Source organism: Streptomyces sp. NBC_00859, from assembly GCF_045161865.1.
Lineage (GTDB): Bacteria > Actinomycetota > Actinomycetes > Streptomycetales > Streptomycetaceae > Streptomyces.
This window is the reverse complement of the sequence record NZ_CP108826.1, coordinates 3,927,021-3,949,248: the sequence shown is the minus strand read 5'-3', so window position 1 is coordinate 3,949,248 and position 22,228 is coordinate 3,927,021. Positions and strand designations below refer to the sequence as shown.

Here is a 22,228-nt window from a genome sequence, read left to right as displayed (position 1 = left end):
ACATTAGTATAGTCCCTTACTTTTCCGCAGCTCCTCGTCCTTGGTTCGCACTCAGTACCCTGAGGGGTATGGCGCAACACAGTGAGCGGACGTGCAACCAGGTCGGCGGGGCGATCACGCGCGTCTTCGAGCTGCTGGGCAAGCGTTGGACGGGCCTGATCGTGGCTGTGCTGATGCAGCAGCCGGTGTACTTCGCGGAGTTGAGACGGGCCATTCCAGGGATCAGCGAACGGATGCTCTCCGACCGGTTGACCGAGCTCGCTGCGGCCGGGCTGCTGGTGCGTGAAGTGGACGAAGGTCCCCCACTGCGGGTCTCGTACCGGCTGACCGAGGCGGGCAAGGCGCTGGGGCCCGCCCTCAGGGAGCTAGGGCAGTGGTCCGAGACGTATCTGCCGGGTGGAAGCGGTCGCTGCTGAGGCCGGGCCCTGTCCGGTCCGGCCGTCTCTCGGCCGGGCCTCGCCCGGTCCCTCTCGAAGCGGGGCGCCGGGGGCAAGGGGTGGGCCAGGGGGCGGCTTTCAGGTCAACTCCGCCGAGTTGTAACGCAGTAGATAGGTCGCGAAGCGGTCGAGGTCCTCTTCGCTCCAGTCGGCCAGCCGCTCGCGGACGGCCGCGCGTCGGCTGCCCTGCGTCGAGGCGAGCGTTCTGGTGCCTGCTTCGGTGGGGTGGAGTACTTGTACTCGCTGGTCGTCGGCGGCGGGGCGCCGCTCGACCAGGCCGAGTTTCTCGAGCACCGCAAGCTGACGGCTGACGGTGGATTTGTCGAGCATGTAGTGAGTCGCGAGATCGGTCGCGCGGCAGCCCTGGCGATCGTCGATGTGCGCGAGCAGCGTGTACGAGACCAGGGGCAGCTCCGGGTGCAGGCGGGCGGCCGTGGCGCGGGCGCGCCGGGCGAAAGCCGTCAGCTCGCGCTGAATGGTGTCGACGGACGCGTCGTGTTCCCGGGGGTGTGTGCCGGTCATGGTTTGCCCTCCTAGGTATTAGTTGTATAGTACAACTCAAATGTAAGTTGTAAAAGCCAACCACCTGGAGAGGTGTCCGATGTCCGCAGGCCCCACGAACGGCGCCGTCAGTACGGGGGCGGCTCTGCGCCACGTCCTCGGCCATCTCGTCACGCCCCTGCTGATGTGCATCGGGATGGGGCTCGCGTACCTGGGGGCTTTCCACTCCCCGCAGCCGCATGAACTGCGGGTCGCAGTGGTCGGATCCGGGCCGAGTGCTCAGGTGCTGGCGCAGACGCTGCACGACAAGGGCGACGGCGCGCTGGATGTCCGTACGGTCGCCGACCGCAGCACTGCCGTCCACCAGCTGAAGGACCGGGATGTCTACGGTGTCTTCGTGCCGAACGGCACGGCCCCCGAGCTGGTTGTGGCCTCCGCGTCGTCCGACACCACGGCCACCGCGGTGCAGAAGGTGTTCACGCAGGTCGCCGCCCAGCAGGGTGAACCGCTGAAGGTGACCGATGTGGCGCCGACAGCGAGCGGTGACCCGACAGGGCAGGGCATTTTCTTCCTGCTGGTTGCCCTGAGTATCGGCTCCTACGCCTCGGTCGCGGTGATCGGTGGCGCCGGCGCGGTGCTTCCACTGCGCATCAGGGCGCTGCTGGCGCTCGGGACGTCCCTGGTGGTCAGCGCGATCGGGGCCGCCTTCGCCGGGCCGGTGTTCCATCTGGTCGGCCATGGGCTCGGTGGGGTCTGGGCCATGGCATGGATCTACTCGGCGGGCGTCCTGTTCGTCGGCGTGGGGCTGCACACCTTCCTGAAGCGGTGGACGACGTTCGGCGTGATGCTGCTGTTCGTGATGCTCAACTTCACCAGCTCCGGTGGGATCTTCCGGCCCGAGTTGCAGCCCGGATTCTTCGGGGCCCTGCACGCCTTCTGGAACGGCGCGGGCTTCGTGGAAGGTGTGCGGAGCCACGTCTACTTCGGTGGGGACGGCCTCGGCGGCAATGTGCTGGTCCTGGCCTTCTGGCTGCTGGCGGGGGCAGTCGTGATGGGTGTGGCGGGGCTGGCCGAGGCCGGGCGCCGTAAGTCGGCGAAGGCGGACCGGGGGGCGGACCGGGGGACGGGCCGCGTGACAGCGGCTACCGGAGTCCCTTTGGCGCAGACCACCGACGAGACCGCGGAAGTGGCTGCGGAGGAGGAGCTGGAAGAGGCGGTCGGTGTGTGACCGGCAGACGGCGCGGTCCGGGAGGCGGTGTGGTCCGGGGAGACGCTGGACCGGCAGGCGGTGAACGGGCAGGCGGTGTGACCGGCACGAGGTGTGACCAGCAGGCGGTGTGACCGACATGTGGTGTGGCCGACAGGCGTTTTCCACAACCGGGCAGTTGTCCACAGCCTCGAACGCCCTCCGGCCGACGACGGTACGGTCGTGGGCAGTTGGTGTTGTCCAGGGCGGGGGACTCGATGGACGAGCAGGTACGTATCCCGGTGGTGGCCGGATTCGCTCGGCGGAGGGCCGACGGCGCGGCTCCGGCCGGCCCGCTGCCACCGCCGCACTCACCGCCGCATTCGCAGGCGCATTCGCCCAAGCGCACGGGCAAGGGACTGAGGGCCCGCGTCCCCCGGTCGTCGCACGGTGCGCAGGCCTCGTCCGGGGGTCGCCCGGACGCGGTGACCGCGGTCGAGGCCTCGAACCGCGGCCGGGTGGCCGACCTGGTGCCGATACGGGTGGGCCGGATGTCCGCCGGGCCTTTCGCCTTTCTGCGGGGTGCGGCTGGACTGATGGCTCACGACCTCGCGGGGACACCGGTCACAGGGGTGGCCGCACAGATATGCGGTGACGCGCACGCGGCCAACTTCGGTCTGTACGGCGACGCGCGGGGGCGCCTCGTCATCGACCTGAACGACTTCGACGAGACCGAGACCGGCCCATGGGAGTGGGACCTCAAGAGGCTGACCACCTCACTGGTACTGGCCGGGCGGCAGGCCGGAGCCGATGAGGACACCTGCAGGTCGGCGGCTTTCGACACGGTGGGTGCCTACCGGCGCACCATGCGGCTGTTGTCGAAGCTGCCGGTACTCGACGCGTGGAACGCGATAGCCGATGAGGAGCTGGTCTCGCACTCGGACGCGCACGATCTCGCGGGCACGCTGGAGCGCGTCTCCGAGAAGGCCCGGAGCAATACCAGCGCGCGTTTCGCATCGAAGGCGACGGAGATGTGCGCGGGTGGCGGTCGGCGCTTCGTGGACGCGCCCCCGGTGCTTCGCCGGGTACCGGACGAGGAGGCGGCGGCGGTGGCCGGGTCGCTCGCGGAGTATCTCGGCTCGCTGCCCGACGACCGGCTTCCGCTGTTGGCGAGGTACGCGGTGCACGACGTGGCGTTCCGGGTGGTGGGCACCGGCAGTGTCGGGACCCGCTCGTATGTGGTGCTGCTGCTCGACCACCGGGGCGAGCCGCTGGTGCTCCAGGTGAAGGAAGCTCGTGCCTCCGCGCTGTTGCCGTATCTGCCGGCGGCGGGCTTCGGGCCGCGGCGGACGGAGCACCACGGCCGCCGTGTCGTGCTCGGGCAGAAGCGGATGCAGGTGGTCAGCGACAGTTTGCTGGGCTGGACGACGGTGGCGGGGCGGCCTTACCAGGTCCGGCAGTTCAGGAACCGCAAGGGCAGCGTGGACCCGGCGGCACTCGCAGCCGACCAGGTCGACGACTACGGACGGATGACAGGAGCGCTGCTGGCACGGGCCCACGCGCACAGCGCGGATCCCCGGCTGATAGCCGGGTACTGCGGAAGGAGCGGGGAGCTGGACGAGGCGGTGGCCGCGTTCGCCATGGCCTACGCGGACCGCACGGAGGCGGATCACGCGGACCTGGTGGCGGCAGTGCGGTGCGGACGGATGGCCGCCGAGCCGGGAGTGTGACCGGGCCGGCCCGGGGCGCCCGTAGGCTGGATGGGTGACGGAGGATGCCACCGGGGGAACGACGACCCGGAACGACGACGAGCAGAGCGGGCAGCCCATGGGCGAGCAGCGGCCGGAGGCGCGGCTGGAGAAGGCTGTGCGCGCCGCCGAGCAGGCGCTGATCGAGTTCGAGATCGCGGTGGAGACGTTTCGGGTGGAGGTGGAGAACTTCTCCCGGCTGCACCACCAGAGACTCGGCCCGATGTACGCGCGCCTTGACGAGCTCGACGCGCAGCTCGCCGAGGCCAGGGCCGCACGCAGCGGTGATCCGGAGGATCTGGCCAAGGCCCAGGAAGCGCGGGCGATGGTGATGCCCATGCCCGGCGTCGACGAGCTGTTCCACGACTGGATCGACTCGGAAGGGATGCCCCCCGAGGCGCAGGCCATGCTGAACGAGCAGCCGGTGCAGCCGCCCAAGCGAGTGCGACCCAGCGAGGAGGCCCGCAAGCTCTACCGCGAGCTGGTCCGGCAGGCACACCCCGATCTGGCGCAGGACGACGCGGAGCGGGACCGGCGCGACGAGTTCATCACGCGGGTCAACGCCGCTTATGCGCGCGGGGACGAGGCAGCGTTGCGGGAGCTGGGCGAGGAGTGGGCTGCCGGGCCAGTCCAGGAGGCTGCCGAGCCGAGCGAGAGCGACGAGCTCTACGCGAGGCTGGAGTGGCTGTCGCAGCGCAAGGAGCTGCTGTCCCTGGTCGCTCACGAGCTGGAGGAGAGCGCGATCGGCGCGATGCTCCGGATGGCACCGGACGACCCGGACCGGTTGCTGGAGGAGATCGCGGAGCAGCTGCTCGCCCAGGTCTCCGAGAGGGAGGCAGAGCTCGCGGAGATGGTGCAGTAGCGTTCCCGGTGACCTCTGCCGCGTATGTACGAGAGAAGGCATGATCCATGAATTTCGCCCCGCTGCCTCAGGTGGATATCGCGGCGGTACCGGCCGACGGCCTGCTGCTTGATGTCCGGGAGGACAACGAGTGGGCGGCCGGGCATGCCCAAGGAGCGCTGCACATTCCGATGAGCGAGTTCGTGGCGCGCTTCGGTGAGGTGACCGAAGCGGCGGCCGAGGGCGGCCAGGCGTTCGTGATCTGCCGGGTCGGTGGGCGCTCGGCGCAGGTCACGCAGTACCTGGTGCAGCAGGGCATCGACGCGGTGAACGTCGACGGCGGGATGCTTGCCTGGGAAGGCGCGGGGCGTCCGATGGTGGCGGACGGCGGGGAACCGGCGTACGTCCTCTGACCGACGGCACCGCTCCCGCCGGGTCCTGCTCCCGTCCAGTCCCGCTCCGGTCCGGATTCGGTTCGGCCGCGGCCAGGTGGGATCCGGTTCGTCCTGAGGGCTCCGCGGCGGCTTGAGGGCTCCGGCTCCGCGGCGGCCTGAGGTCTGTGTTGGTTTCGCTTCGCCCCGGGGGCGCCGGTGCGGCGACCCGGTGAGTGTGGTTCTGCTGTTCCGGACCGGCCCTGGCGCGCGCCACGGTCGGTCCGGCTGGCTGGCTGGTCGGTCCGCTGCGCGACCCCGGCGGCGTGGGATGGGTCAGCCCAGCGGGTGGCCGGCCAGTAGGTCGCCCAGTGCTTCCTCGTGGGCTGCGGCCGGGCCGAGTGAGAGTTCCAGCTGCTTGGCCCAGGCGTGGAACCGGTGCAGTGGATAGTCGGTGTCCGCCCCGAAGCCGCCGTGCAGATGCTGTGCCGTCTGGACGACGCGGCGTACGCCCTCGGAGGCCCATATCTTGGCCACGGCGATGTCCCCGGCCGCCGGGAGCGGGCCTCCCTCACCGGTGGAGAGACGCCAGGCCGCCTGCCAGAGCGTCACCTCCATGGCACGCAGGTCGATATAGCGGTCGGCGGCCTGCACGGCCACCGACTGGAAGGTGGCGACCGGGAAGCCGAACTGTTCCCGCTTGCTCGTATAGGCACTGGTCATGGACAGCACGGCCTCACCCAGCCCCAGGGCGAGCGCGCAGGTCCCGGTGGTCAGCAGATCACGCAGCAGCTCCCAGGCGCCGTCGGCCTCGATGACATCCCGGTCCATGAGGCGGACGGAGTCCAGCCGTACCTCTGCGAAGCGCTCGCCGCTGGTGGATATCTGCTCGGCCAGAGTGATCCCGGTGGCCCCCTGACGGTTGTCCCCCTGCCTTTCGCGGGAGATCAGCGCGAGCACGGACACCCCGGCCGGCGTGTGGGCCGGCACCGCGATCCGGTCGGCGGTCTGGGCCCAGGGCACACCTGTCTGTACCCCGTCGAGGACCCAGCCGTCCTCGTCCCGTTCTGCGGTGACAGCGAGTTCGGCGGGATCATGGCCGGTGCGGCCGTTGGCACCGACGGTGAGGGCCAGTGCGCCGCGTCCCACAGCGGGCAGAATCTCGTCCCTCAACTCCGCGCTGCCATAACGCTCCACGGCCATTGCGACCGCACTGGTCTCCAGCAGCGGCACCCTGGCCAGCACCCGGGCCGCCTCGCGCAGGACCAGGCAGAGGGCGATCGGCCCGAGCCCCGCCCCGCCGTGCTCGGGTGACACGACCAGGCTCAGCAGGTCGGCCTCCGCCAGCTTTCCCCACAGCGGTCGGTCGAAGTCCTCGGCCACCGCGCCCGCGGTCAGCGCCGGGCTGGGCACTCCGTCGGGCGCGACGCCCGAGAAGACTGCCTTCGCCGCCTCTACGGCAGCCTGCTGCTCCTCGGTGAAGGTGAAGTCCACAGCCCTGTCCTCCCGCTCCGCCCCGTCCCACGTTTCTGATGCAGCGTCAGATTAGGGCAACGGGCCATGATGCGGAACACCGGCGACGCGGCGATCGGGATTGCTCTCAGCGGTCGAAGTCCAGCTCCACTTCCGGCGTGAGCGGGTGTGACTGGCAGGCCAGCACATAGCCCGCTTCGGTCTCATCGGGCTCCAGCGCGTAGTTGCGGTCCATCCGCACCTCACCCGAGACCAGGAACGCCCTGCACGTGCCGCACACTCCGCCCTTGCAGGCATAAGGAGCGTCGGAGCGGCTCCGAAGGACTGTTTCCAGCAGTGAGTCCCCTTCCCGCACCGGCCAGTTGCCCGAGCGGCCGTCGAGGGTGGCGGTCAGCGTGCTGTGCGCCGGAGCGGCTGCTGCGGCCGACGCGGCGTCGGCGGGTGTCGCGGTGGTGGGCGTCCCAGTGGCGGAAGTCCCGCCGTCGACATGGAAGATCTCCTGGTGGATGCGGGACCTGGCCACTCCGAGCTCGCGCAGCGCCCCTTCCGCACCCTGCACCAGACCGAACGGGCCGCACAGGAACCAGCCGTCCACGTCTTCCACCGGCAGCAGCGCAGGCAGCAGCCCCGTCAGCCGTTTCCGGTCGAGCCGACCTGATGGCAGACCGGACTGCTGCTCCTCCCGGGAGAGCGCGGTCACCAGCTGGAAACGGTCCGGCCAGCGGTCCTTCAGATCGGCGACCTCGTCGAGGAACATCGTCGATGCCGCGGTGCGGTCGCTGCGTATCAGGCAGAACCGGGCCTCCGGCTCGCGCGCCAGCAGGGTCGCCGCGATCGAGAGTACGGGCGTGATGCCGCTGCCTCCCACGATCGCCGCGAACCGTCCGGGGCGCGGTTCGAACGCGAACCTGCCCATCGGCTCCATGACCTCGACGGTGTCCCCGGCACCCAGCTCCTTGAGCGCGTACGTGGAGAACTCGCCACCTTCCACCAGCCGCACCCCGACCCGTACGACCGGATCATCGGCGGCTCCGGCTGCCGGGGTGCAGATCGAGTACGTCCGGCGGATCTCCACACCGCCCACGACGCGGCGCAGCGCCACATGCTGGCCCGGTGTGTGCCGGAATGTCTCACGCAGCTCCGCGGGGATGGCGAAGGTGATGGCCACGGCGTCGTCCGTGAGCTGTTCGACCGCGCTGACCCGGAGCGGATGGAACATCTACAACTCCTTGAAGTGGTCAAAGGGTTCATGGCAGGAGGTGCAACGTCGCAGTGCCTTGCAGGCCGTGGACGAGAACCGGCTGAGCAGTTCGGTGTCGGTCGATCCGCAGTGGGGGCAGCGTATGGACAGAGCGAGGGAGACAGGTCCGGTCGGGCGCGGGGGAGCAATCCCGAAGTCAGCCAGCTTGCGCCGCCCCTCCGCGCTGATGTCGTCCGTCGACCAGGCCGGTGACAGCACCGTGCGCACCGATACATCCGGTATCCCGTGCTCATGCAGCACCCGCTCGATGTCGGAGGACATCGACTCGATGGCTGGACAGCCGGTGTATGTCGGAGTGAGCTCGACCTCGACGCGGCCAGGGCCGAGGATCTCCAGACCTCGCAGCACACCCAGCTCCTCCAGTGTCACGACCGGGAGTTCGGGATCGGGGACGGCTCCTGCGAGCCGGCGCAGTTCCGCTTCGAGAGGGGTCTTGGTCACCATGTCGCCCCCGGGTGGCTGCGGTGCAGATGCTGCATCTCGGCGAGCATCCGTCCGAAGGGCTCGGTGTGCAGCCCCTGCCTGCCCGCCCCCGCGGACCAGGCTCCGGTCCGCTCCCCGGCCGGCACGGACAGCGTGGCCCGAGCCAGCAGTGCCGTCACCGACCGGGACCAGCTGTCCTCCAGCTCGCTCCAGTCCACATCCGCCCCTTCGACCGGCTGGAACATCTCACCGGTGAAGCGCCACAGCGCGTCCAGCCCCCGCTGCATCCGCTCATGGCTCTCGGCTGTCCCGTCGCCGAGCCGCAGCGTCCACTGCTCGGCATGTTCCTGGTGATAGGCGACCTCCTTGACCGCCTTCCCGGCGAGAGGCGCGAGCGGGCTGCCGCCGACGGCCAGCCGGTCGTACAGCAGGTGCTGGTAGGTCGAGAAGAAGAGCTGGCGGGCGATGGTGTGCGCGAAGTCGCCGTTCTCCTGCTCCACCAGCTGGAGGTTGCGGAAAGCGCGCTCCTCGCGGAGGTATGCCAGTTCGTCCTCGTCCCCCACGAGTGAGAGCAGCACCCGCGCCTGCCCCAGCAGGTCGAGAGCGATGTTGGCGAGGGCCACTTCCTCCTCCAGCACGGGCGCATGGCCCGCCCACTCCCCCAGCCGGTGGGAGAGGACCAGCGCGTCGTCGCCGAGGGCGAGAGCCGCGGTCACAGGTGCTGCACCCCTTCCGGGATCTCGTAGAACGTGGGGTGGCGGTAGGGCTTGTCACCGGCCGGTTCGAAGAACGAGTCCTTCTCGTCGGGCGAGGAGGCGGTGACAGCGGTGGAGGGGACGACCCAGATCGATACGCCCTCGCTCCTGCGGGTGTAGAGATCGCGGGCATGGTGCAGCGCCATCTCGGCGTCCGGCGCGTGCAGGCTGCCGCAGTGGGTGTGGGCCAGCCCGCGTCGCGAGCGCACGAACACTTCCCACAGCGGCCAGTCGCCGGCGGCCGGACTGTTCCCGGATGTGGCGGTCATGCGCTCGCCTTCCCTCGTGCCGTGGCTTCGGCTGCTCCGGCGGTCTTCGCGGCATAGGCGGTCGCCGCTTCCCTGACCCACGCGCCGTCCTCGTGGGCCCGGCGCCGCTGGGTGATCCGCTGTTCGTTGCAGGGCCCGTTGCCCTTGAGGATCTCTTTGAACTCGGTCCAGTCGATGCTGCCGAAGTCGTGCTGTCCCCGCTCCTCGTTCCACCGCAGATCAGGGTCGGGAAGTGTCAGCCCCAGGGCCTCGGCCTGTGGGACACATATGTCCACGAAACGCTGGCGCAGCTCGTCGTTCGAGTGGCGTTTGATCTTCCAGGCCATGGACTGTGCCGAGTGCGCGGACTCGTCGTCCGGGGGGCCGAACATCATCAGCGACGGCCACCACCAGCGGTCCACCGCGTCCTGGGCCATCGCATGCTGGTCCGGTGTGCCGCGGCTGAGCGTGAGCAGCAGCTCGAAGCCCTGGCGCTGGTGGAAGGACTCCTCCTTGCAGACACGGACCATGGCCCGTGCATACGGACCGTACGAGCAGCGGCAGAGCGGCACCTGGTTGGTGATCGCCGCGCCGTCCACCAGCCAGCCGACCGCGCCGACGTCGGCCCAGGTCAATGTGGGGTAGTTGAAGATCGATGAATATTTCTGGCGGCCGGAGTGGAGCTTGTCGAGCAGCTCTTCGCGGCCCGTGCCGAGAGTCTCGGCCGCGCTGTACAGGTACAGGCCGTGTCCTGCCTCGTCCTGGACCTTCGCCATCAGGATCGCCTTACGGCGCAGTGAGGGGGCTCGGGTGATCCAGTTGGCCTCGGGCTGCATCCCGATGATTTCGGAGTGCGCATGCTGAGCCATCTGGCGGACGAGTGAGGCGCGGTAGGCGTCGGGCATCCAGTCCCGTGGCTCGATCCGCTCGTCCGCGGCCACAGCGGTGTCGAAGGCGGCCTCCCGTGACTGCTCGCTGCTGGACCCGGCCGCTGCCGAGGGGGCAGCGGCCGCCTGGGGCTGTGGTGCCCCGTCTGCCCCGTACGCCACTGTCGCCATCGCGTGCCCCCTACCGACCGATCGTTCGGTTCATGGACTTCAATGGTGGGGCGCGGGCCCTTAGGGTGTCAACCCTGTGGATAACTGGCCTGAAGACCGGCGGGCGTCAAAGGGGATCGGGGCGGGATGGATTCGTACGACAGTGGGGAGCCCGGAGCCAACGGGCCAGGGGCTCCGCCTCAGCCGTCCCGGCCGCCTCAGCCGAGGGAGCCGCGTGAGACGGCCGACCCGCTTGAGGATTCCGGTGCCCCTGGGGCCGTCGGGTCCCGGGAGGCTGCCGAGAGCACGGAGGCACAGCGCCCTGCCGGGGCTGCTGAGCGCCGGAGGGTCGTCGAGTCCCGCGGGATCGCCGCCCTTTCCTTCCCGTACCAGGTGGCGGCAGCCATCGCGCTCGGGCTGATCGGGGTGCTGGCCGCTGTGCACCTCTCGATGGTCTTCCTGCATGTCGCGCCGTCGAACACTGTGAGCAAGCAGTACGGCAAGGCGGTGGGCGACTGGATTTACCCCGAGTTCGAGCAGAACTGGAAGCTTTTCGCCCCCAATCCGCTCCAGCAGAACATCGACGTCCAGGCGCGTGCCGAGATACGCACGAAGGACGGAGGGCTCAGGACCTCCGGGTGGACGGATCTGTCTGCCGAGGACGGCGCGTCCCTCCACCACAACGTGCTCCCCAGTCATGTCGACCAGAACGAGCTGCGCCGTGCCTGGGACTTCTTCACCGGCTCGCACAACAACGACAACCAGCCGGTCGGGCTGCGGGGTGCCCTGTCGGAGCGGTACATCCGCCGCATTGTCGTCATGCGCATGAGTGACGAGCAGCAGCGCGGTTCCACGGTCGAGCGGATACAGGTCCGGTCGGCGACCGCCTCCGTGAAGGCGCCCCCGTGGAGCCACGAGAAGATCGACACACGTGTCTCCTACCGGGTCCTCCCCTGGTGGGCGGTTGTCCCCGCGGACCGTACGGAGGCCGACCGGTGAGCCCAGTCAGCAGCAGCACCGCCACCGGCAGCAACATCACCAATGGGATCGCACGCGGTGTCCAGCGCATCACCTCGGCCTCGCTCGGCCGGTATCAGACTGCCGTGGTCAGGATCGGGTTCTCCGCCACATGGCTGCTCTTCCTCCTGAGGGAGCTGCCCCACCGCCGTGAGCTGTACGGGCCGCACTCGCCGTGGGACTGGGCCATGGCGAAGCAGCTCATCGACGGAAATCACGCGTTCACCGTGCTGATGTGGTCGGACTCCACGGCATGGTTCGAGGTGGTCTACGCCCTGGCTGTGCTCTCCAGCGTGCTGCTGCTGCTCGGCTGGCACACCCGCTTCTCCTCTGCACTGTTCATGATCGGTGTCCTGTCGCTGCAGAATCGGTCCATCTTCGTGGGCGACGGCGGCGACAACGTCGTCCACATCATGGCGATCTATCTGGTGCTGACGCGCTGCTCACAGGTCTGGTCGCTGGATGCGCGCCGGGCTGCCCGCGCCTCGAAGGCCGCCGTATCTCCGCAGGCCGCGGGAGCATCGGAGGCCGGAGGTACCGACCGAGGCCCCGCCCCGGGCCCTTCAGGTGTGCCGGGCGGATCCGGTGCCATTCCTCCGGTGGGCCGGGACCGGACCGGGCCCTTGCTGTGGTCCGTGGTCGGTGCCGCACTCGCCGCTGTCACACTGCCCGGTGATGTGAGCGCCGGCTGGGCGCTGATCTTCTGGGCGATGTGGCTGGTGCAGGGCCTGTGGTGGGCGGTAAGCCGTGTCGCTCCGGGTGAGCCCCGCACGTTCCTCGACGTCGTCGCCAACCTCGCGCACAACGCGACCCTCGTTGTGATCATGGCCGAGGTCTGCCTGATCTACTCGACAGCCGGCTGGTACAAGATCCAGGGCTCCCGCTGGGAGGACGGCACGGCTCTCTACTACCCGCTTCATCTGGACTACTTCTCGCCCTGGCCCGGACTGTCCTCGCTGTTCGCGGCCAGCGGCGTACTGGTGATGCTGGTGACGTACGGCACGGTCATCGTTCAGGTGGCCTTCCCGTTCACCCTCTTCAACCGGCGCGTGAAGAACGTACTGCTGGTCGCGATGATCCTCGAGCACGCCGGTATCGCCGTACTGCTGGGGCTGCCGTTCTTCTCGATGGCGATGATCGCGGCGGATGCGGTCTTCCTGCCGACCGGGTTCCTGCTCTGGCTCGGCGGCCGGGCGGCGACGCTCACCGCCCGCACTCGCGCAGGTCGGTTCGCGGGTGTACTTACCGGTCCTGCAGGCAGGCGGCGTACGGCCGAGGGGGAGCAGGGCGAGCAGCCCCGTACGCTCGTGGGGTGACCAGCGAGCCCTCCCCCGGAACACCCGGGGCACCCGGAACACCCGGAACACCCGAAGCATCCGAGGCACCCGAATCGGCCGAAACGCGAGAAGCGCTCGGGCCGAGCCGGGTGACGGGAGTTTCCGGAGTGACAGTACTGCCGGCACTGTCCGTCGAACCGGCGCAGTACGACGAGGCTTTCGCCCTCGCCCCCGAAATCGGTGTCGGGCCGCATCCGCTTCCGTGGCCTGAGGGCGCTCGGTACGACCAGGAGCTGCTCGCTGCGGGGGACCGGCGCAATGTGGTCGACGTCTACCGCTACTGGACGCGTGAGGCGATCGTCGCCGACCTGGACACCAGGCGCCACGATTTCCACGTCGCAGTCGAGAACTGGAGCCACGACTTCAATATCGGGTCGGTCGTCCGCACCGCCAACGCCTTTCTCGCCAAGGAGATCCACATCGTGGGTCGGCGGCGCTGGAACAGGCGCGGGGCGATGGTCACCGACCGGTACCAGCATGTGCGTCACCACCCGGACACGGAATCGCTGACCGCGTGGGCGGCGTCCGAGGACCTGCCGATCATCGGGATCGACAATCTGCCGGGGGCGGTACCCCTGGAGCGGACCGAGCTGCCACGACGGTGCGTACTGCTGTTCGGGCAGGAGGGCCCCGGGCTGACAGAGGAGGCGCGGACCCACGCGCAGCAGGTGTGCTCGATCGCGCAGTTCGGCTCCACGCGGTCCATCAACGCGGGTGCGGCCGCTGCGATCGCCATGCACGCCTGGGTGCAGCGGTACGCACAGATCGGCTGAGCCGCTACGCCGGCGGGGCACACGGACGGTTTGCGCAGGCCGCGCCGGACGGGCGCACAGCCTGAGCGGCGAGACCCCGGCCGGGTCGGTCGGCCCGTGTACGGCCGAGGTCTCGCGTCGGGCGCCGCGGCCGCAGAGCCCGTGCCTCAGGGGCCTGTTACGCCTGCCGGCGGACCTCCACCGTCCGGAACCTGTTGGCCACGAAGGCCCCGTCGCACAGCGCCGCGTTCGCCGCCGGGTTTCCACCGGAGCCGTGGAAATCCGAGAAGGCCGCGGTCTGATTGACGTAGACACCGCCCGTCAGATTGAGCGAGAGCTGGGCGCACTCCTCCAGGCAGACCTCCTCCACGGCCTGCTCCACCTCGGCCGACGTGGTGTACGCGCCCACTGTCATCGCTCCCTTGTCGCGGACCGTGCGGCGGAGCAGGTCGAGTGCGGAGCTGGTCGACTCGACGGCCACAGCGAACGACACCGGCCCGAAGCACTCGGAGAGATATGCCGCGTCGGCGTCCGACGTGGCCCAGTACTTCCGCGAGCCGTCCAGTTTGACGATCGCGGGTGTACGGACCACGGCGTCCGGGAAGTCCGGGTGGGCGATCTCCCGTGACGCGAGGGCCACTTCGCCCAGCTCTGCGGCTGCTTCGAGGCGGGTCCGCACATCAGGGTTGACCAGCGCGCCCAGTAGCGCGTTCGCCCGGGTGTCGTCGCCGAGGAGCCCCGCTACCGCCTTGGCGAGATCGGCGACCACCTCGTCGTACGACTTGTGGCCCGCGTCGGTGGTGATGCCGTCGGCCGGAATCAGGAGGTTCTGTGGAGTGGTGCACATCTGGCCGCTGTACAGGGAGAGCGAGAAGGCCAGATTGGAGAGCATCCCCTTGTAGTCGTCCGTGGAGTCGACGACGACCGTGTTGACCCCGGCCTTCTCCGTGTAGACCTGCGCCTGCCGGGCGTTGGCCTCCAGCCAGTCTCCGAAGGCGGTCGAACCCGTGTAGTCGATGATCTTGATCTCCGGGCGGACAGCGAGGGATTTGGCGATTCCCTCGCCGGGCCGCTCGGCGGCCAGTGCGACCAGGTTCGGGTCGAAGCCGGCCTCGGAGAGGACTTCCCGTGCCACTTGGACGGTGAGCGCGAGTGGCAGTACCGCGCGCGGGTGCGGCTTCACAAGTACCGGGTTTCCGGTGGCCAGGGAGGCGAACAGGCCCGGATAGCCGTTCCAGGTGGGGAAGGTGTTGCAGCCGATCAGCAGGGAGATGCCCCGTCCCACCGTGGTGAAGGACTTCCGCAGCTCCAGTGGGTCCCGCTTGCCCTGGGGCTTGGACCAGTCGGCGGACGTGGGCGTCCTGACCTGCTCGGCATACGCGTATGCCACGGCTTCGAGGCCGCGGTCCTGGGCGTGTGGGCCCCCCGCCTGGAAGGCCATCATGAACGCCTGACCACTGGTGTGCATGACCGCGTGGGCGAACTCCGGTGTACGGGCGCTGATCCGCGCCAGGATTTCCAGACAGACCACGGCCCGCACCTCGGGGCCGGCCGCTCGCCACGCACCCGTCCCCGCACTCATCGCGGGCAGCAGAACGTCCAGGTCGGGGTGCGGGTAGGTAATGCCCAACTCGACTCCGTACGGCGAGACTTCGCCCCCGGTCCAGTCGTCGGTGCCTGGCTGGCCCAGATCGATGCGCCCGCCCAGCAGGGCGTCGAAGGCTGCCTTGCCGTCACCGCTGTACGCCTTGGGGTGCTCGGGGTGGGGCGTCCAGTACGCACGCGTACGGATCACTTCGAGGGCCTGGTCGAGCGTGGGCCGGTGGATCTGGGACAGCTCGGTCAACTGCATCGCGAGACAACTCCTCGTCGAGCTGCGCAGGACAGGTGGACAGAGTTAGAGTAACCGAACGATCGGTCGGGACAAGGGGGTCCGCTCAGACTGTGGATAACTCAGTACGGGAAGATCGCCCCATGACCGCCACCGCATACCTGCCCGCCCTGGCGCCGAGCCGCACCGTCGCAGTCGTCGGCACCGGCACCATGGGCCAGGGCATAGCCCAGGTCGCCCTGGTCGCCGGGCACCCGGTGCGCCTCTACGACGCCCTCCCGGGTCGCGCGGAGAAGGCCGCCGAAGCCATCACCGCCCGGCTGGACCGGCTGGTCGAGAAGGGGCGCATGGAGGCCCCGCAGCGCGATGCGGCCCGCGACCGGCTGCTGCCCGCCGGAGACCCGGCGGAGCTCGCCGACGCCGCGCTCGTGATCGAGGCGATTGTCGAACAACTCCAGGTCAAACAGGAATTCTTCACTGCCGTCGAGGAGATCGTCGCCGAGGACTGCCTGCTCGCGACCAACACGTCGTCCCTCTCGGTGACCGCCGTCGCGGGCGCCCTGAGGCACCCCGGCCGCTTCGTCGGTATGCACTTCTTCAACCCGGCACCCCTGCTCCCCCTCGTCGAGATCGTCAGCGGCTTCGCGACCGACGAAGCGAGCTCCGCGCTCGCGTGGGCGACAGCGAAGGCCTGGGGCAAGACCCCGGTCCGCTGCACCGACACCCCCGGGTTCATCGTCAACCGCATCGCCCGACCCTTCTACGCCGAGGCCTTCGCGGTGCACGAGGAGCGTGGCGCCGACCCGGCCACCATCGACGCCGTCCTCAGGGAGTCCGGCGGCTTCAGGATGGGGCCGTTCGAGCTGACCGACCTGATCGGCCAGGACGTCAACGAAGCGGTCACCCGCTCGGTCTGGGAATCGTTCTTCCAGGACCCCAAATTCCGCCCGTCGCTGTCCCAGCAGCGGCTTGTCGAATCCGGGCAGCTGGGCAGGAAGAGCGACCGCGGCTGGTACGCGTACGGCGAGGGGGCGGCCCGGCCCGAGCCGCACACCGCCCCGGCCACCGAGGCCCCGCCGGGAATCACGGTGGAGGGCGATCTCGGGCCTGCGGCCGAGCTGGTCGCGATGTTCCGCGAGGCGGGGATCGCGGTGCGCGAGGACGAGGAGGACGGTGGGTGCAGGATCGTGCTGCCCAGCGGGGGGCAGCTGGTGCTCGCCGACGGGCAGACGTCGGCCGAGTTCCGCGACGTCGTCTACTTCGACCTGGCGCTCGACTACCGCTCCGCGACCCGCATCGCGCTGTCGGCATCCGAGGTCACCGGATGGGAGACGCTGCGGCAGTCGATCGGTCTCTTCCAGCGGCTCGGCAAGAAGGTCAGCGTCATCGGGGACGTCCCCGGCATGATCGTCGCGCGGACCGTCGCGATGATGGTGGACCTCGCGGCGGATGCGCTGGCCAAGGGTGTCGCCTCCGCTCAGGACATCGACACGGCGATGCGGCTCGGTGTGAACTACCCGCTGGGACCGGTCGAATGGGGCCGCAAGCTGGGCCGGGCCTGGGCTCACGAACTGCTCGACGAGCTCCACGCGCGCGTGCCGGGCGGGCGCTACGCCCCGTCGCTGGCGCTGTACCGGCAGTCGTACGTCCGTCCGGAGAAGGGCGGGGCAGCCTGATGGGCACCCCCAAGCGGGAGACGTACACACCGGAGACCCTGCTGACGGTCGCCGTGCGGGTCTTCAACGAGCGCGGTTACGACGGCACGTCCATGGAGCATCTCTCCAGAGCCGCAGGCATCTCGAAGTCCTCGATCTACCACCACGTCGTCGGCAAGGAGGAGCTGTTGCGGCGTGCGGTCAGCCGCGCCATCGACGGGCTCTTCGGTGTGCTGGACGAGCCGGGCGCGGTCCGGGGGCGGGCGATCCAGCGCGTCGAGTACGTCACACGCCGTACGGTCGGTGTGCTGGTGGCGGAGCTGCCCTACGTGACGCTTCTCCTGCGGGTACGCGGCAACACGAAGACCGAGCGCTGGGCGATGGAGCGGCGCCGGGAATTCGACCAGCGGGTGGCCGATCTGCTGAAGGCGGCGGTGGCCGAGGGCGATCTCCGCTCCGACGTGGACATCCGCCTTGCGACCCGGCTGCTCTTCGGGATGATCAACTCGCTGGTCGAGTGGGTCCGCCCGGCACAGGGCGCCGGTCCCGACGCCGACCAGCTGGCCGAGGCCGTCGTGCAGCTGGCGTTCGAAGGGCTGCGCACGGGTCCGGCCCGCTGAGGGGCAGGGCCGCGCCCCGAGCCGCCTCTGGTGCCCCATGGAGCTGTCCGGACGCAGCGCCGCCCGGGGCCAACGCGTGGTCGCCGGTAGCCGGCGACGACCCTGCGGACCTGCCGCGCCGCGCTCCGGTGTCCCGGGGCTTGAGGCGTCAGTCCTGAGGTCTGCCCGTGTCAGGGGCCTGACGCCCTGGTCTCATCCGTCCCGCCGCGCGGCCTGGTCCGAGGGTTTGGCCGGATCCAGGTCCGTCTCCTCGAACACCAGCAGCGTCCGGGTCGAGAGCACTTCGGGGATCGCCTGGATCTTCGTGAGGACGAGCTCGCGGAGCGCCCTGTTGTCGGCGCTGTGCACGAGCAGGAGCACATCGAAATCGCCGCTGACCAGCGCGATGTGAGCGGTGCCCGGCAGCTCGGTGAGCTGTCTGCGGACCGTGCGCCAGGAGTTCTGGACGATCTTGAGTGTGATGTAGGCGGACGACCCCTGGCCCGCGCGCTCGTGGTCGACCCGGGCGCTGAACCCGCGGATCACGCCGTCCTCGATGAGCCGGTTGATGCGGGCGTACGCATTGGCGCGCGAGACGTGGACGCGGTCGGATACGGACCGTATCGACGCGCGGCCGTCCTGCTGGAGGATCCGCAGGATGTCGCGGTCCACGGCGTCCAGCGGACGCGCGGGAGGGCGCTCGTCGCCCTCGTCGGCCATTTGTTCAGCTGCCATGTGTCCCCGCCTCTCCACCATGGACGACCTGCTTCTATCCCAGGCTGTGGAGAACCGTTTGTCCACAGGCTGAAGGGGTCGGTAGCCAAAATGCGCTTTCGACCGAACAATCGGTAGGTGAGGCGCATCACACGACGCTGCGCCCTCCCGCTCCCACGAGGAGGTGTCTGGCATGACGGTCCAAGAGCTGCCCGGTGCTACTGCCTACCCGGCATGGAAGCTTCGTACCGACCCCGCGCCGCTGCTCCCGGACCCGGAGCCGTACCGCGTGCTCGGTACGGACGCCGCTGCCGGGCTCGACAGGGAGCTGCTGCTGCGGCTGTACGACGCCCTGGTGCACGGCCGCAGGTTCAACGCGCAGGCGACAGCGCTGACCAAACAGGGCAGGCTCGCCGTCTACCCGTCGTCCACCGGGCAGGAGGCGTCCGAGGTGGCCGCCGCTCTGGTCCTGGAGGAGCGGGACTGGCTCTTTCCCAGCTACCGCGACACCCTCGCGGCCGTGGCACGCGGTCTGGACCCGGTCGAGGCCCTGACGCTGCTGCGCGGCGACTGGCACACCGGATACGACCCGCGTGAGCACCGGATCGCGCCGCTGTCCACACCGCTCGCAACCCAGCTCCCGCACGCGGTCGGGCTGGCGCATGCCGCCCGGCTGACCGGGGACGATGTGGTTGCGCTGGCAATGGTCGGGGACGGCGGGACCAGCGAGGGCGACTTCCACGAGGCGCTGAACTTCGCGGCTGTGTGGCGTGCGCCAGTCGTCTTCCTCGTCCAGAACAACGGCTTCGCGATCTCCGTGCCCCTTGCCAAGCAGACCGCGGCACCCTCCCTGGCGCACAAGGCCGTCGGATACGGGATGCCCGGCCGGCTCGTCGACGGGAACGACGCGGCCGCGATGCACCAGGTGCTCTCCGAAGCGGTCCAACGGGCGCGGGCCGGTGGCGGGCCGACGCTGATAGAAGCGGTGACGTACCGGATGGACGCACACACGAACGCCGATGACGCCACCCGCTACCGCGCGGACGACGAGGTGGAGGCGTGGCGTGCGCACGACCCGGTCCGGCTCATGGAGCGCGAGCTGACCGGCCGCGGACTGCTCGGCGAGGAACGCATGGGGGCTGCCCGGGAGGCCGCCGAGACGATGGCCACGGACCTCCGCGGACGGATGAACGCCGATCCGCTGCTCGACCCCATGGACCTCTTCGCACAGGTCTACTCCTCGCCGACCCCGCAGCTGCGCGAACAGGCGGAGCAGCTGCGCGCCGAGCTGGAAGCGGAGGCCGGGCGGTGACCACAGTCGCGGTGAAGCCGGCCACCATGGCCCAGGCGCTGCAGAGGGCGATGCGGGACGCGATGGCCGATGACCCCACCGTGCATGTCATGGGGGAGGACGTCGGGACACTCGGCGGGGTGTTCCGGGTGACCGACGGTCTCGCGAAGGAGTTCGGCGAGGACCGCTGTACGGACACGCCGCTCGCGGAGGCCGGCATTCTCGGGGCGGCAGTCGGCATGGCGATGTACGGGCTGCGACCGGTCGTGGAGATGCAGTTCGACGCGTTCGCCTACCCGGCGTTCGAGCAGCTCGTCAGCCATGTGTCGCGGATGCGCAACCGTTCGCGGGGAGCGCTTCCGATGCCGATCGTGGTGCGTGTGCCGTACGGGGGCGGCATCGGTGGGGTCGAGCACCACAGCGACTCGTCGGAGGCGTACTACATGGCGACTCCGGGGCTGCATGTCGTGACGCCGTCCACGGTTCCCGACGCGTACGGGCTGCTGCGGGCCGCCATTGCCTCCGACGACCCGGTCATCTTCCTGGAGCCGAAGCGGCTCTACTGGTCGAAGGCCGAGTGGTCACCTGACGCACCTGCCGCCGTGGAGCCGATAGGCAGGGCTGTGGTCCGGCGCGCGGGCAGCAGCGCCACCCTCCTGACGTACGGGCCGTCAGTGCCGGTGTGTCTGGAGGCGGCGGAGGCCGCCCGTGACGAGGGCTGGGACCTTGAGGTCGTGGATCTGCGCTCGCTGGTGCCGTTCGACGACGAGACGGTGTGTGCGTCCGTGCGGCGCACCGGCCGGGCGGTCGTCGTCCATGAGTCGGCCGGGTTCGGCGGACCCGGCGGGGAGATTGCCGCCCGTGTGACGGAGCGCTGCTTCCACCACCTGGAGGCCCCGGTGCTGCGGGTCGCCGGGTTCGACATCCCGTATCCGCCGCCCATGCTGGAACGGCACCATCTGCCGGGTGTGGACCGGGTGCTGGACGCCGTCGCGCGGCTGCAGTGGGAGGCGCAGAGCTGATGTCCACCACTTCTGATGTCAACTGCCTGGAATTCAAGCTGCCTGACCTGGGGGAAGGGCTGACCGAGGCTGAGATCGTGCGGTGGCTGGTGGAGGTCGGCGACGTCGTCGCCGTCGACCAGCCGGTCGTGGAGGTCGAGACGGCCAAGGCACTGGTCGAGGTGCCCTGTCCTTACGCCGGCATGGTGACGGCCCGGTTCGGTGAAGAGGGCGCCGAACTGCCGGTCGGATCACCGCTGCTGACGGTGACGGTGGGGCCTTCGGTGGGCGCGGGAGCCGGTCCCGGTCGTGGTGTCGCTGGACCTGGCGGCACCCGTGGTGCGGGTTCCGGCGGCACCCGCGGCGCGGACTCTGCCGGTGCCCGTGGTGCGGGCTCGGGCCATGTCGGCGGTGCGGGGGCGGTGGATACGGGTCCGAAGAGAGCTGATGACGACTCGTCGGGCAACGTGCTCGTGGGGTACGGCACTGGCGGTGCGGTGGCCGCGCGGCGGCGGCGTGTGCGGGTCGCCGGTGCCACGGGGCCGGCTCTGGCCCCAGCTCCGGCTCCCGCCGGGGCCCCAGCCCCGTCTCCCGCCGCTCGGACGGGTCCTGTTCCGGTGATCTCGCCGCTGGTGCGGCGGCTGGCGCGCGAGCACGGTGTGGATCTGAGAGCGCTGGCGGGCAGCGGGCCGGACGGACTGATCCTGCGGTCCGACGTGGAGCAGGTACTGCGGGCGATCGCGGCCGACGAGAACACGCCGGCGGAGAACGGTCCGGAGCAGGCGGGCCGGGCTCCGGCGGCTGCGGGGAGCCGCGTTCCGCTGCGGGGGATGCGCGGCGCCGTCGCGGACAAGCTGTCGCGCAGCCGCCGGGAGATACCGGATGCGACATGCTGGGTCGACGCGGACGCCACCGAGCTGATGGCCGCGCGGGCCGCCATGAACGCGTCGGCCGGCCCGGAGGTTCCGAAGATCTCGGTACTGGCGTTGCTGGCCCGGGTCTGCACAGCGGCCCTGGCTCGCTTCCCCGAGCTGAACTCGACGGTGGACGTGGAGGCGCGGGAGGTCGTGCGCCTGCCGTCCGTGCATCTGGGTTTCGCCGCTCAGACGGAGCGCGGTCTGGTGGTACCGGTCGTCCGCGAAGCCGGCGGGCGGACAACGGAGTCACTCAACGAGGAGTTCATACGGCTGACGGAGGCGGCCAGGAGCGGGGCATTGAGTCCGGCAGAGCTGACGGGTGGCACGTTCACGCTGAACAACTACGGGGTGTTCGGGGTCGACGGCTCCACGCCGATCATCAACCACCCCGAGGCCGCGATGCTGGGTGCCGGCAGGATCGTGCCCAAGCCCTGGGTGTACGAGGGGGCACTCGCTGTCCGGCAGGTGGTGCAGCTGTCGCTCACGTTCGACCACAGGGTGTGCGACGGCGGCACGGCCGGTGGCTTCCTGAGGTATGTGGCGGACTGTGTGGAGCAGCCGGCGGTGCTGTTGCGGGGGGTGTAGCGCGACGGGCCCGGGACGGTCGGCAGGGCAGGGGTGTACCGGCCGGGTGGGGCGGCCTGGGCTGGTCGGTAGGCGGGGTCGGCCGGGTGGTGGCGGCCTGGGCTGGTCGGTATGGCGGGTGTCGATCGCGCGGGTGTAGCGCTGCGGGGGTCGGGCCCGTTGGGTCGGGCGGGCGTGGGCCGGGTGTGCGGTGGTGGCCTGGGCCGGTCGGCAAGGCGGGTGTGCACCGGCCGGGTGGGGCGGCCTGG

The 22,228-nt window shown here is 70.0% G+C and carries 22 protein-coding genes; 13 read left to right on the top strand and 9 right to left on the bottom strand.

Annotated elements, in window-relative coordinates:
* Positions 1–68 precede the first annotated feature (68 nt).
* Positions 69–416: a winged helix-turn-helix transcriptional regulator gene (locus OG584_RS16905; RefSeq protein ID WP_405778774.1), complete on the top strand. Its 348-nt coding sequence runs from the start codon at positions 69–71 to the stop codon at positions 414–416.
* Positions 417–515: 99 nt separating this feature from the next.
* Here the strand turns inward: OG584_RS16905 and OG584_RS16900 are convergent, their stop codons facing one another.
* A complete protein-coding gene (locus OG584_RS16900) occupies positions 516–959 on the bottom strand; it encodes a MarR family winged helix-turn-helix transcriptional regulator (protein ID WP_405778772.1) in 444 nt (147 codons plus the stop codon).
* Between the two features lie 79 nt (positions 960–1,038).
* Between OG584_RS16900 and OG584_RS16895 the strand changes: the two genes are divergently transcribed.
* From OG584_RS16895 to OG584_RS16880, 4 genes are all read left to right on the top strand, one after another.
* Positions 1,039–2,166, top strand: a complete 1,128-nt coding sequence (locus tag OG584_RS16895) for a hypothetical protein (RefSeq protein ID WP_405778770.1) — start codon at positions 1,039–1,041, stop codon at positions 2,164–2,166.
* 236 nt (positions 2,167–2,402) lie between these two features.
* Positions 2,403–3,854 carry a DUF2252 domain-containing protein gene (locus tag OG584_RS16890; protein WP_405778768.1) on the top strand — a complete coding sequence of 484 codons (1,452 nt, stop codon included), beginning with the start codon at positions 2,403–2,405 and terminating at the stop codon, positions 3,852–3,854.
* Positions 3,855–3,888: 34 nt separating this feature from the next.
* Positions 3,889–4,734, top strand: a complete 846-nt coding sequence (locus OG584_RS16885; protein ID WP_405778766.1) for a J domain-containing protein — start codon at positions 3,889–3,891, stop codon at positions 4,732–4,734.
* 47 nt (positions 4,735–4,781) lie between these two features.
* Complete coding sequence (locus tag OG584_RS16880) at positions 4,782–5,126, top strand: rhodanese-like domain-containing protein (RefSeq protein WP_405778764.1); 345 nt, start codon at positions 4,782–4,784, stop codon at positions 5,124–5,126.
* Between the two features lie 294 nt (positions 5,127–5,420).
* On the opposite strand, the gene OG584_RS16875 is transcribed toward OG584_RS16880, so the two are convergent.
* The 6 genes from OG584_RS16875 to paaA form a co-directional block, all read right to left on the bottom strand.
* The gene (locus tag OG584_RS16875; RefSeq protein ID WP_405778762.1) at positions 5,421–6,578 is read right to left on the bottom strand and encodes an acyl-CoA dehydrogenase family protein; all 1,158 of its coding nucleotides are present in this window, start codon (positions 6,576–6,578) and stop codon (positions 5,421–5,423) included.
* A gap of 106 nt (positions 6,579–6,684) precedes the next feature.
* The gene (locus tag OG584_RS16870; RefSeq protein WP_405778760.1) at positions 6,685–7,776 is read right to left on the bottom strand and encodes a 2Fe-2S iron-sulfur cluster-binding protein; all 1,092 of its coding nucleotides are present in this window, start codon (positions 7,774–7,776) and stop codon (positions 6,685–6,687) included.
* Positions 7,777–8,262, bottom strand: a complete 486-nt coding sequence (gene paaD, locus OG584_RS16865) for a 1,2-phenylacetyl-CoA epoxidase subunit PaaD (RefSeq protein WP_405778758.1) — start codon at positions 8,260–8,262, stop codon at positions 7,777–7,779.
* Positions 8,256–8,957, bottom strand: coding sequence for a 1,2-phenylacetyl-CoA epoxidase subunit PaaC (gene paaC, locus OG584_RS16860; protein WP_405778756.1), 702 nt, complete (start codon positions 8,955–8,957; stop codon positions 8,256–8,258). The genes paaD and paaC overlap by 7 nt, the downstream gene beginning before the upstream one ends.
* The gene (paaB, locus tag OG584_RS16855; protein ID WP_405778754.1) at positions 8,954–9,265 is read right to left on the bottom strand and encodes a 1,2-phenylacetyl-CoA epoxidase subunit PaaB; all 312 of its coding nucleotides are present in this window, start codon (positions 9,263–9,265) and stop codon (positions 8,954–8,956) included. Before paaB ends, paaC begins: the two co-directional genes overlap by 4 nt.
* Positions 9,262–10,302: a 1,2-phenylacetyl-CoA epoxidase subunit PaaA gene (gene paaA / locus OG584_RS16850; protein ID WP_405778752.1), complete on the bottom strand. Its 1,041-nt coding sequence runs from the start codon at positions 10,300–10,302 to the stop codon at positions 9,262–9,264. The genes paaB and paaA overlap by 4 nt, the downstream gene beginning before the upstream one ends.
* A 372-nt stretch (positions 10,303–10,674) precedes the next feature.
* Here paaA and OG584_RS16845 point away from each other — a divergent pair, with 372 nt between their 5' ends.
* From OG584_RS16845 to OG584_RS16835, 3 genes are all read left to right on the top strand, one after another.
* A complete protein-coding gene (locus OG584_RS16845) occupies positions 10,675–11,280 on the top strand; it encodes a DUF5819 family protein (protein ID WP_405778750.1) in 606 nt (201 codons plus the stop codon).
* Positions 11,277–12,614 (top strand): HTTM domain-containing protein, encoded by a 1,338-nt coding sequence (locus OG584_RS16840; protein ID WP_405778748.1) that lies wholly within the window; start codon positions 11,277–11,279, stop codon positions 12,612–12,614. Before OG584_RS16845 ends, OG584_RS16840 begins: the two co-directional genes overlap by 4 nt.
* Before the next feature lie 137 nt (positions 12,615–12,751).
* Entirely contained in the window at positions 12,752–13,408 is a 657-nt protein-coding gene (locus OG584_RS16835) for a TrmH family RNA methyltransferase (protein WP_405784108.1), read from the top strand.
* A gap of 157 nt (positions 13,409–13,565) precedes the next feature.
* Here OG584_RS16835 and paaN read toward each other — a convergent pair whose 3' ends face one another.
* Entirely contained in the window at positions 13,566–15,239 is a 1,674-nt protein-coding gene (gene paaN, locus OG584_RS16830) for a phenylacetic acid degradation protein PaaN (protein ID WP_405778746.1), read from the bottom strand.
* 122 nt (positions 15,240–15,361) lie between these two features.
* On the opposite strand from paaN, the gene OG584_RS16825 reads away from it, so the two are divergent.
* Together OG584_RS16825 and OG584_RS16820 are read left to right on the top strand one after the other, a co-directional pair.
* Positions 15,362–16,894 carry a 3-hydroxyacyl-CoA dehydrogenase gene (locus OG584_RS16825; protein WP_405778744.1) on the top strand — a complete coding sequence of 511 codons (1,533 nt, stop codon included), beginning with the start codon at positions 15,362–15,364 and terminating at the stop codon, positions 16,892–16,894.
* Positions 16,894–17,493: a TetR/AcrR family transcriptional regulator gene (locus OG584_RS16820; protein WP_405778742.1), complete on the top strand. Its 600-nt coding sequence runs from the start codon at positions 16,894–16,896 to the stop codon at positions 17,491–17,493. The genes OG584_RS16825 and OG584_RS16820 overlap by 1 nt, the downstream gene beginning before the upstream one ends.
* 192 nt (positions 17,494–17,685) lie before the next feature.
* On the opposite strand, the gene OG584_RS16815 is transcribed toward OG584_RS16820, so the two are convergent.
* Positions 17,686–18,207 (bottom strand): Lrp/AsnC family transcriptional regulator, encoded by a 522-nt coding sequence (locus OG584_RS16815; RefSeq protein ID WP_405778740.1) that lies wholly within the window; start codon positions 18,205–18,207, stop codon positions 17,686–17,688.
* A gap of 172 nt (positions 18,208–18,379) precedes the next feature.
* Between OG584_RS16815 and pdhA the strand changes: the two genes are divergently transcribed.
* Genes pdhA through OG584_RS16800 form a run of 3 tightly spaced genes read left to right on the top strand, consistent with a single transcriptional unit; the run spans position 18,380 to position 21,980 of the window.
* Positions 18,380–19,498: a pyruvate dehydrogenase (acetyl-transferring) E1 component subunit alpha gene (gene pdhA / locus OG584_RS16810; RefSeq protein WP_405778738.1), complete on the top strand. Its 1,119-nt coding sequence runs from the start codon at positions 18,380–18,382 to the stop codon at positions 19,496–19,498.
* Positions 19,495–20,499, top strand: coding sequence for an alpha-ketoacid dehydrogenase subunit beta (locus tag OG584_RS16805; RefSeq protein WP_405778736.1), 1,005 nt, complete (start codon positions 19,495–19,497; stop codon positions 20,497–20,499). Before pdhA ends, OG584_RS16805 begins: the two co-directional genes overlap by 4 nt.
* Positions 20,499–21,980, top strand: a complete 1,482-nt coding sequence (locus OG584_RS16800; RefSeq protein ID WP_405778734.1) for a dihydrolipoamide acetyltransferase family protein — start codon at positions 20,499–20,501, stop codon at positions 21,978–21,980. The genes OG584_RS16805 and OG584_RS16800 overlap by 1 nt, the downstream gene beginning before the upstream one ends.
* The last annotated feature ends 248 nt before the right edge of the window (positions 21,981–22,228 follow it).

Excerpts from the sequence above, each read along its gene's own strand:
- OG584_RS16895 (WP_405778770.1), top strand. The coding sequence starts at position 1,039 with ATGTCCGCAGGCCCCACGAACGGCGCCGTCAGTACGGGGGCGGCTCTG.
- OG584_RS16900 (WP_405778772.1), bottom strand. The coding sequence starts at position 959 with ATGACCGGCACACACCCCCGGGAACACGACGCGTCCGTCGACACCATT.
- paaB (WP_405778754.1), bottom strand. The coding sequence starts at position 9,265 with ATGACCGCCACATCCGGGAACAGTCCGGCCGCCGGCGACTGGCCGCTG.
- OG584_RS16820 (WP_405778742.1), top strand. The coding sequence starts at position 16,894 with ATGGGCACCCCCAAGCGGGAGACGTACACACCGGAGACCCTGCTGACG.
- OG584_RS16880 (WP_405778764.1), top strand. The coding sequence starts at position 4,782 with ATGAATTTCGCCCCGCTGCCTCAGGTGGATATCGCGGCGGTACCGGCC.
- OG584_RS16825 (WP_405778744.1), top strand. The coding sequence starts at position 15,362 with ATGACCGCCACCGCATACCTGCCCGCCCTGGCGCCGAGCCGCACCGTC.
- OG584_RS16800 (WP_405778734.1), top strand. The coding sequence starts at position 20,499 with ATGTCCACCACTTCTGATGTCAACTGCCTGGAATTCAAGCTGCCTGAC.
- paaD (WP_405778758.1), bottom strand. The coding sequence starts at position 8,262 with ATGGTGACCAAGACCCCTCTCGAAGCGGAACTGCGCCGGCTCGCAGGA.
- pdhA (WP_405778738.1), top strand. The coding sequence starts at position 18,380 with ATGACGGTCCAAGAGCTGCCCGGTGCTACTGCCTACCCGGCATGGAAG.
- paaN (WP_405778746.1), bottom strand. The coding sequence starts at position 15,239 with ATGCAGTTGACCGAGCTGTCCCAGATCCACCGGCCCACGCTCGACCAG.
- OG584_RS16815 (WP_405778740.1), bottom strand. The coding sequence starts at position 18,207 with ATGGCAGCTGAACAAATGGCCGACGAGGGCGACGAGCGCCCTCCCGCG.
- OG584_RS16890 (WP_405778768.1), top strand. The coding sequence starts at position 2,403 with ATGGACGAGCAGGTACGTATCCCGGTGGTGGCCGGATTCGCTCGGCGG.
- paaA (WP_405778752.1), bottom strand. The coding sequence starts at position 10,302 with ATGGCGACAGTGGCGTACGGGGCAGACGGGGCACCACAGCCCCAGGCG.
- OG584_RS16905 (WP_405778774.1), top strand. The coding sequence starts at position 69 with ATGGCGCAACACAGTGAGCGGACGTGCAACCAGGTCGGCGGGGCGATC.
- OG584_RS16870 (WP_405778760.1), bottom strand. The coding sequence starts at position 7,776 with ATGTTCCATCCGCTCCGGGTCAGCGCGGTCGAACAGCTCACGGACGAC.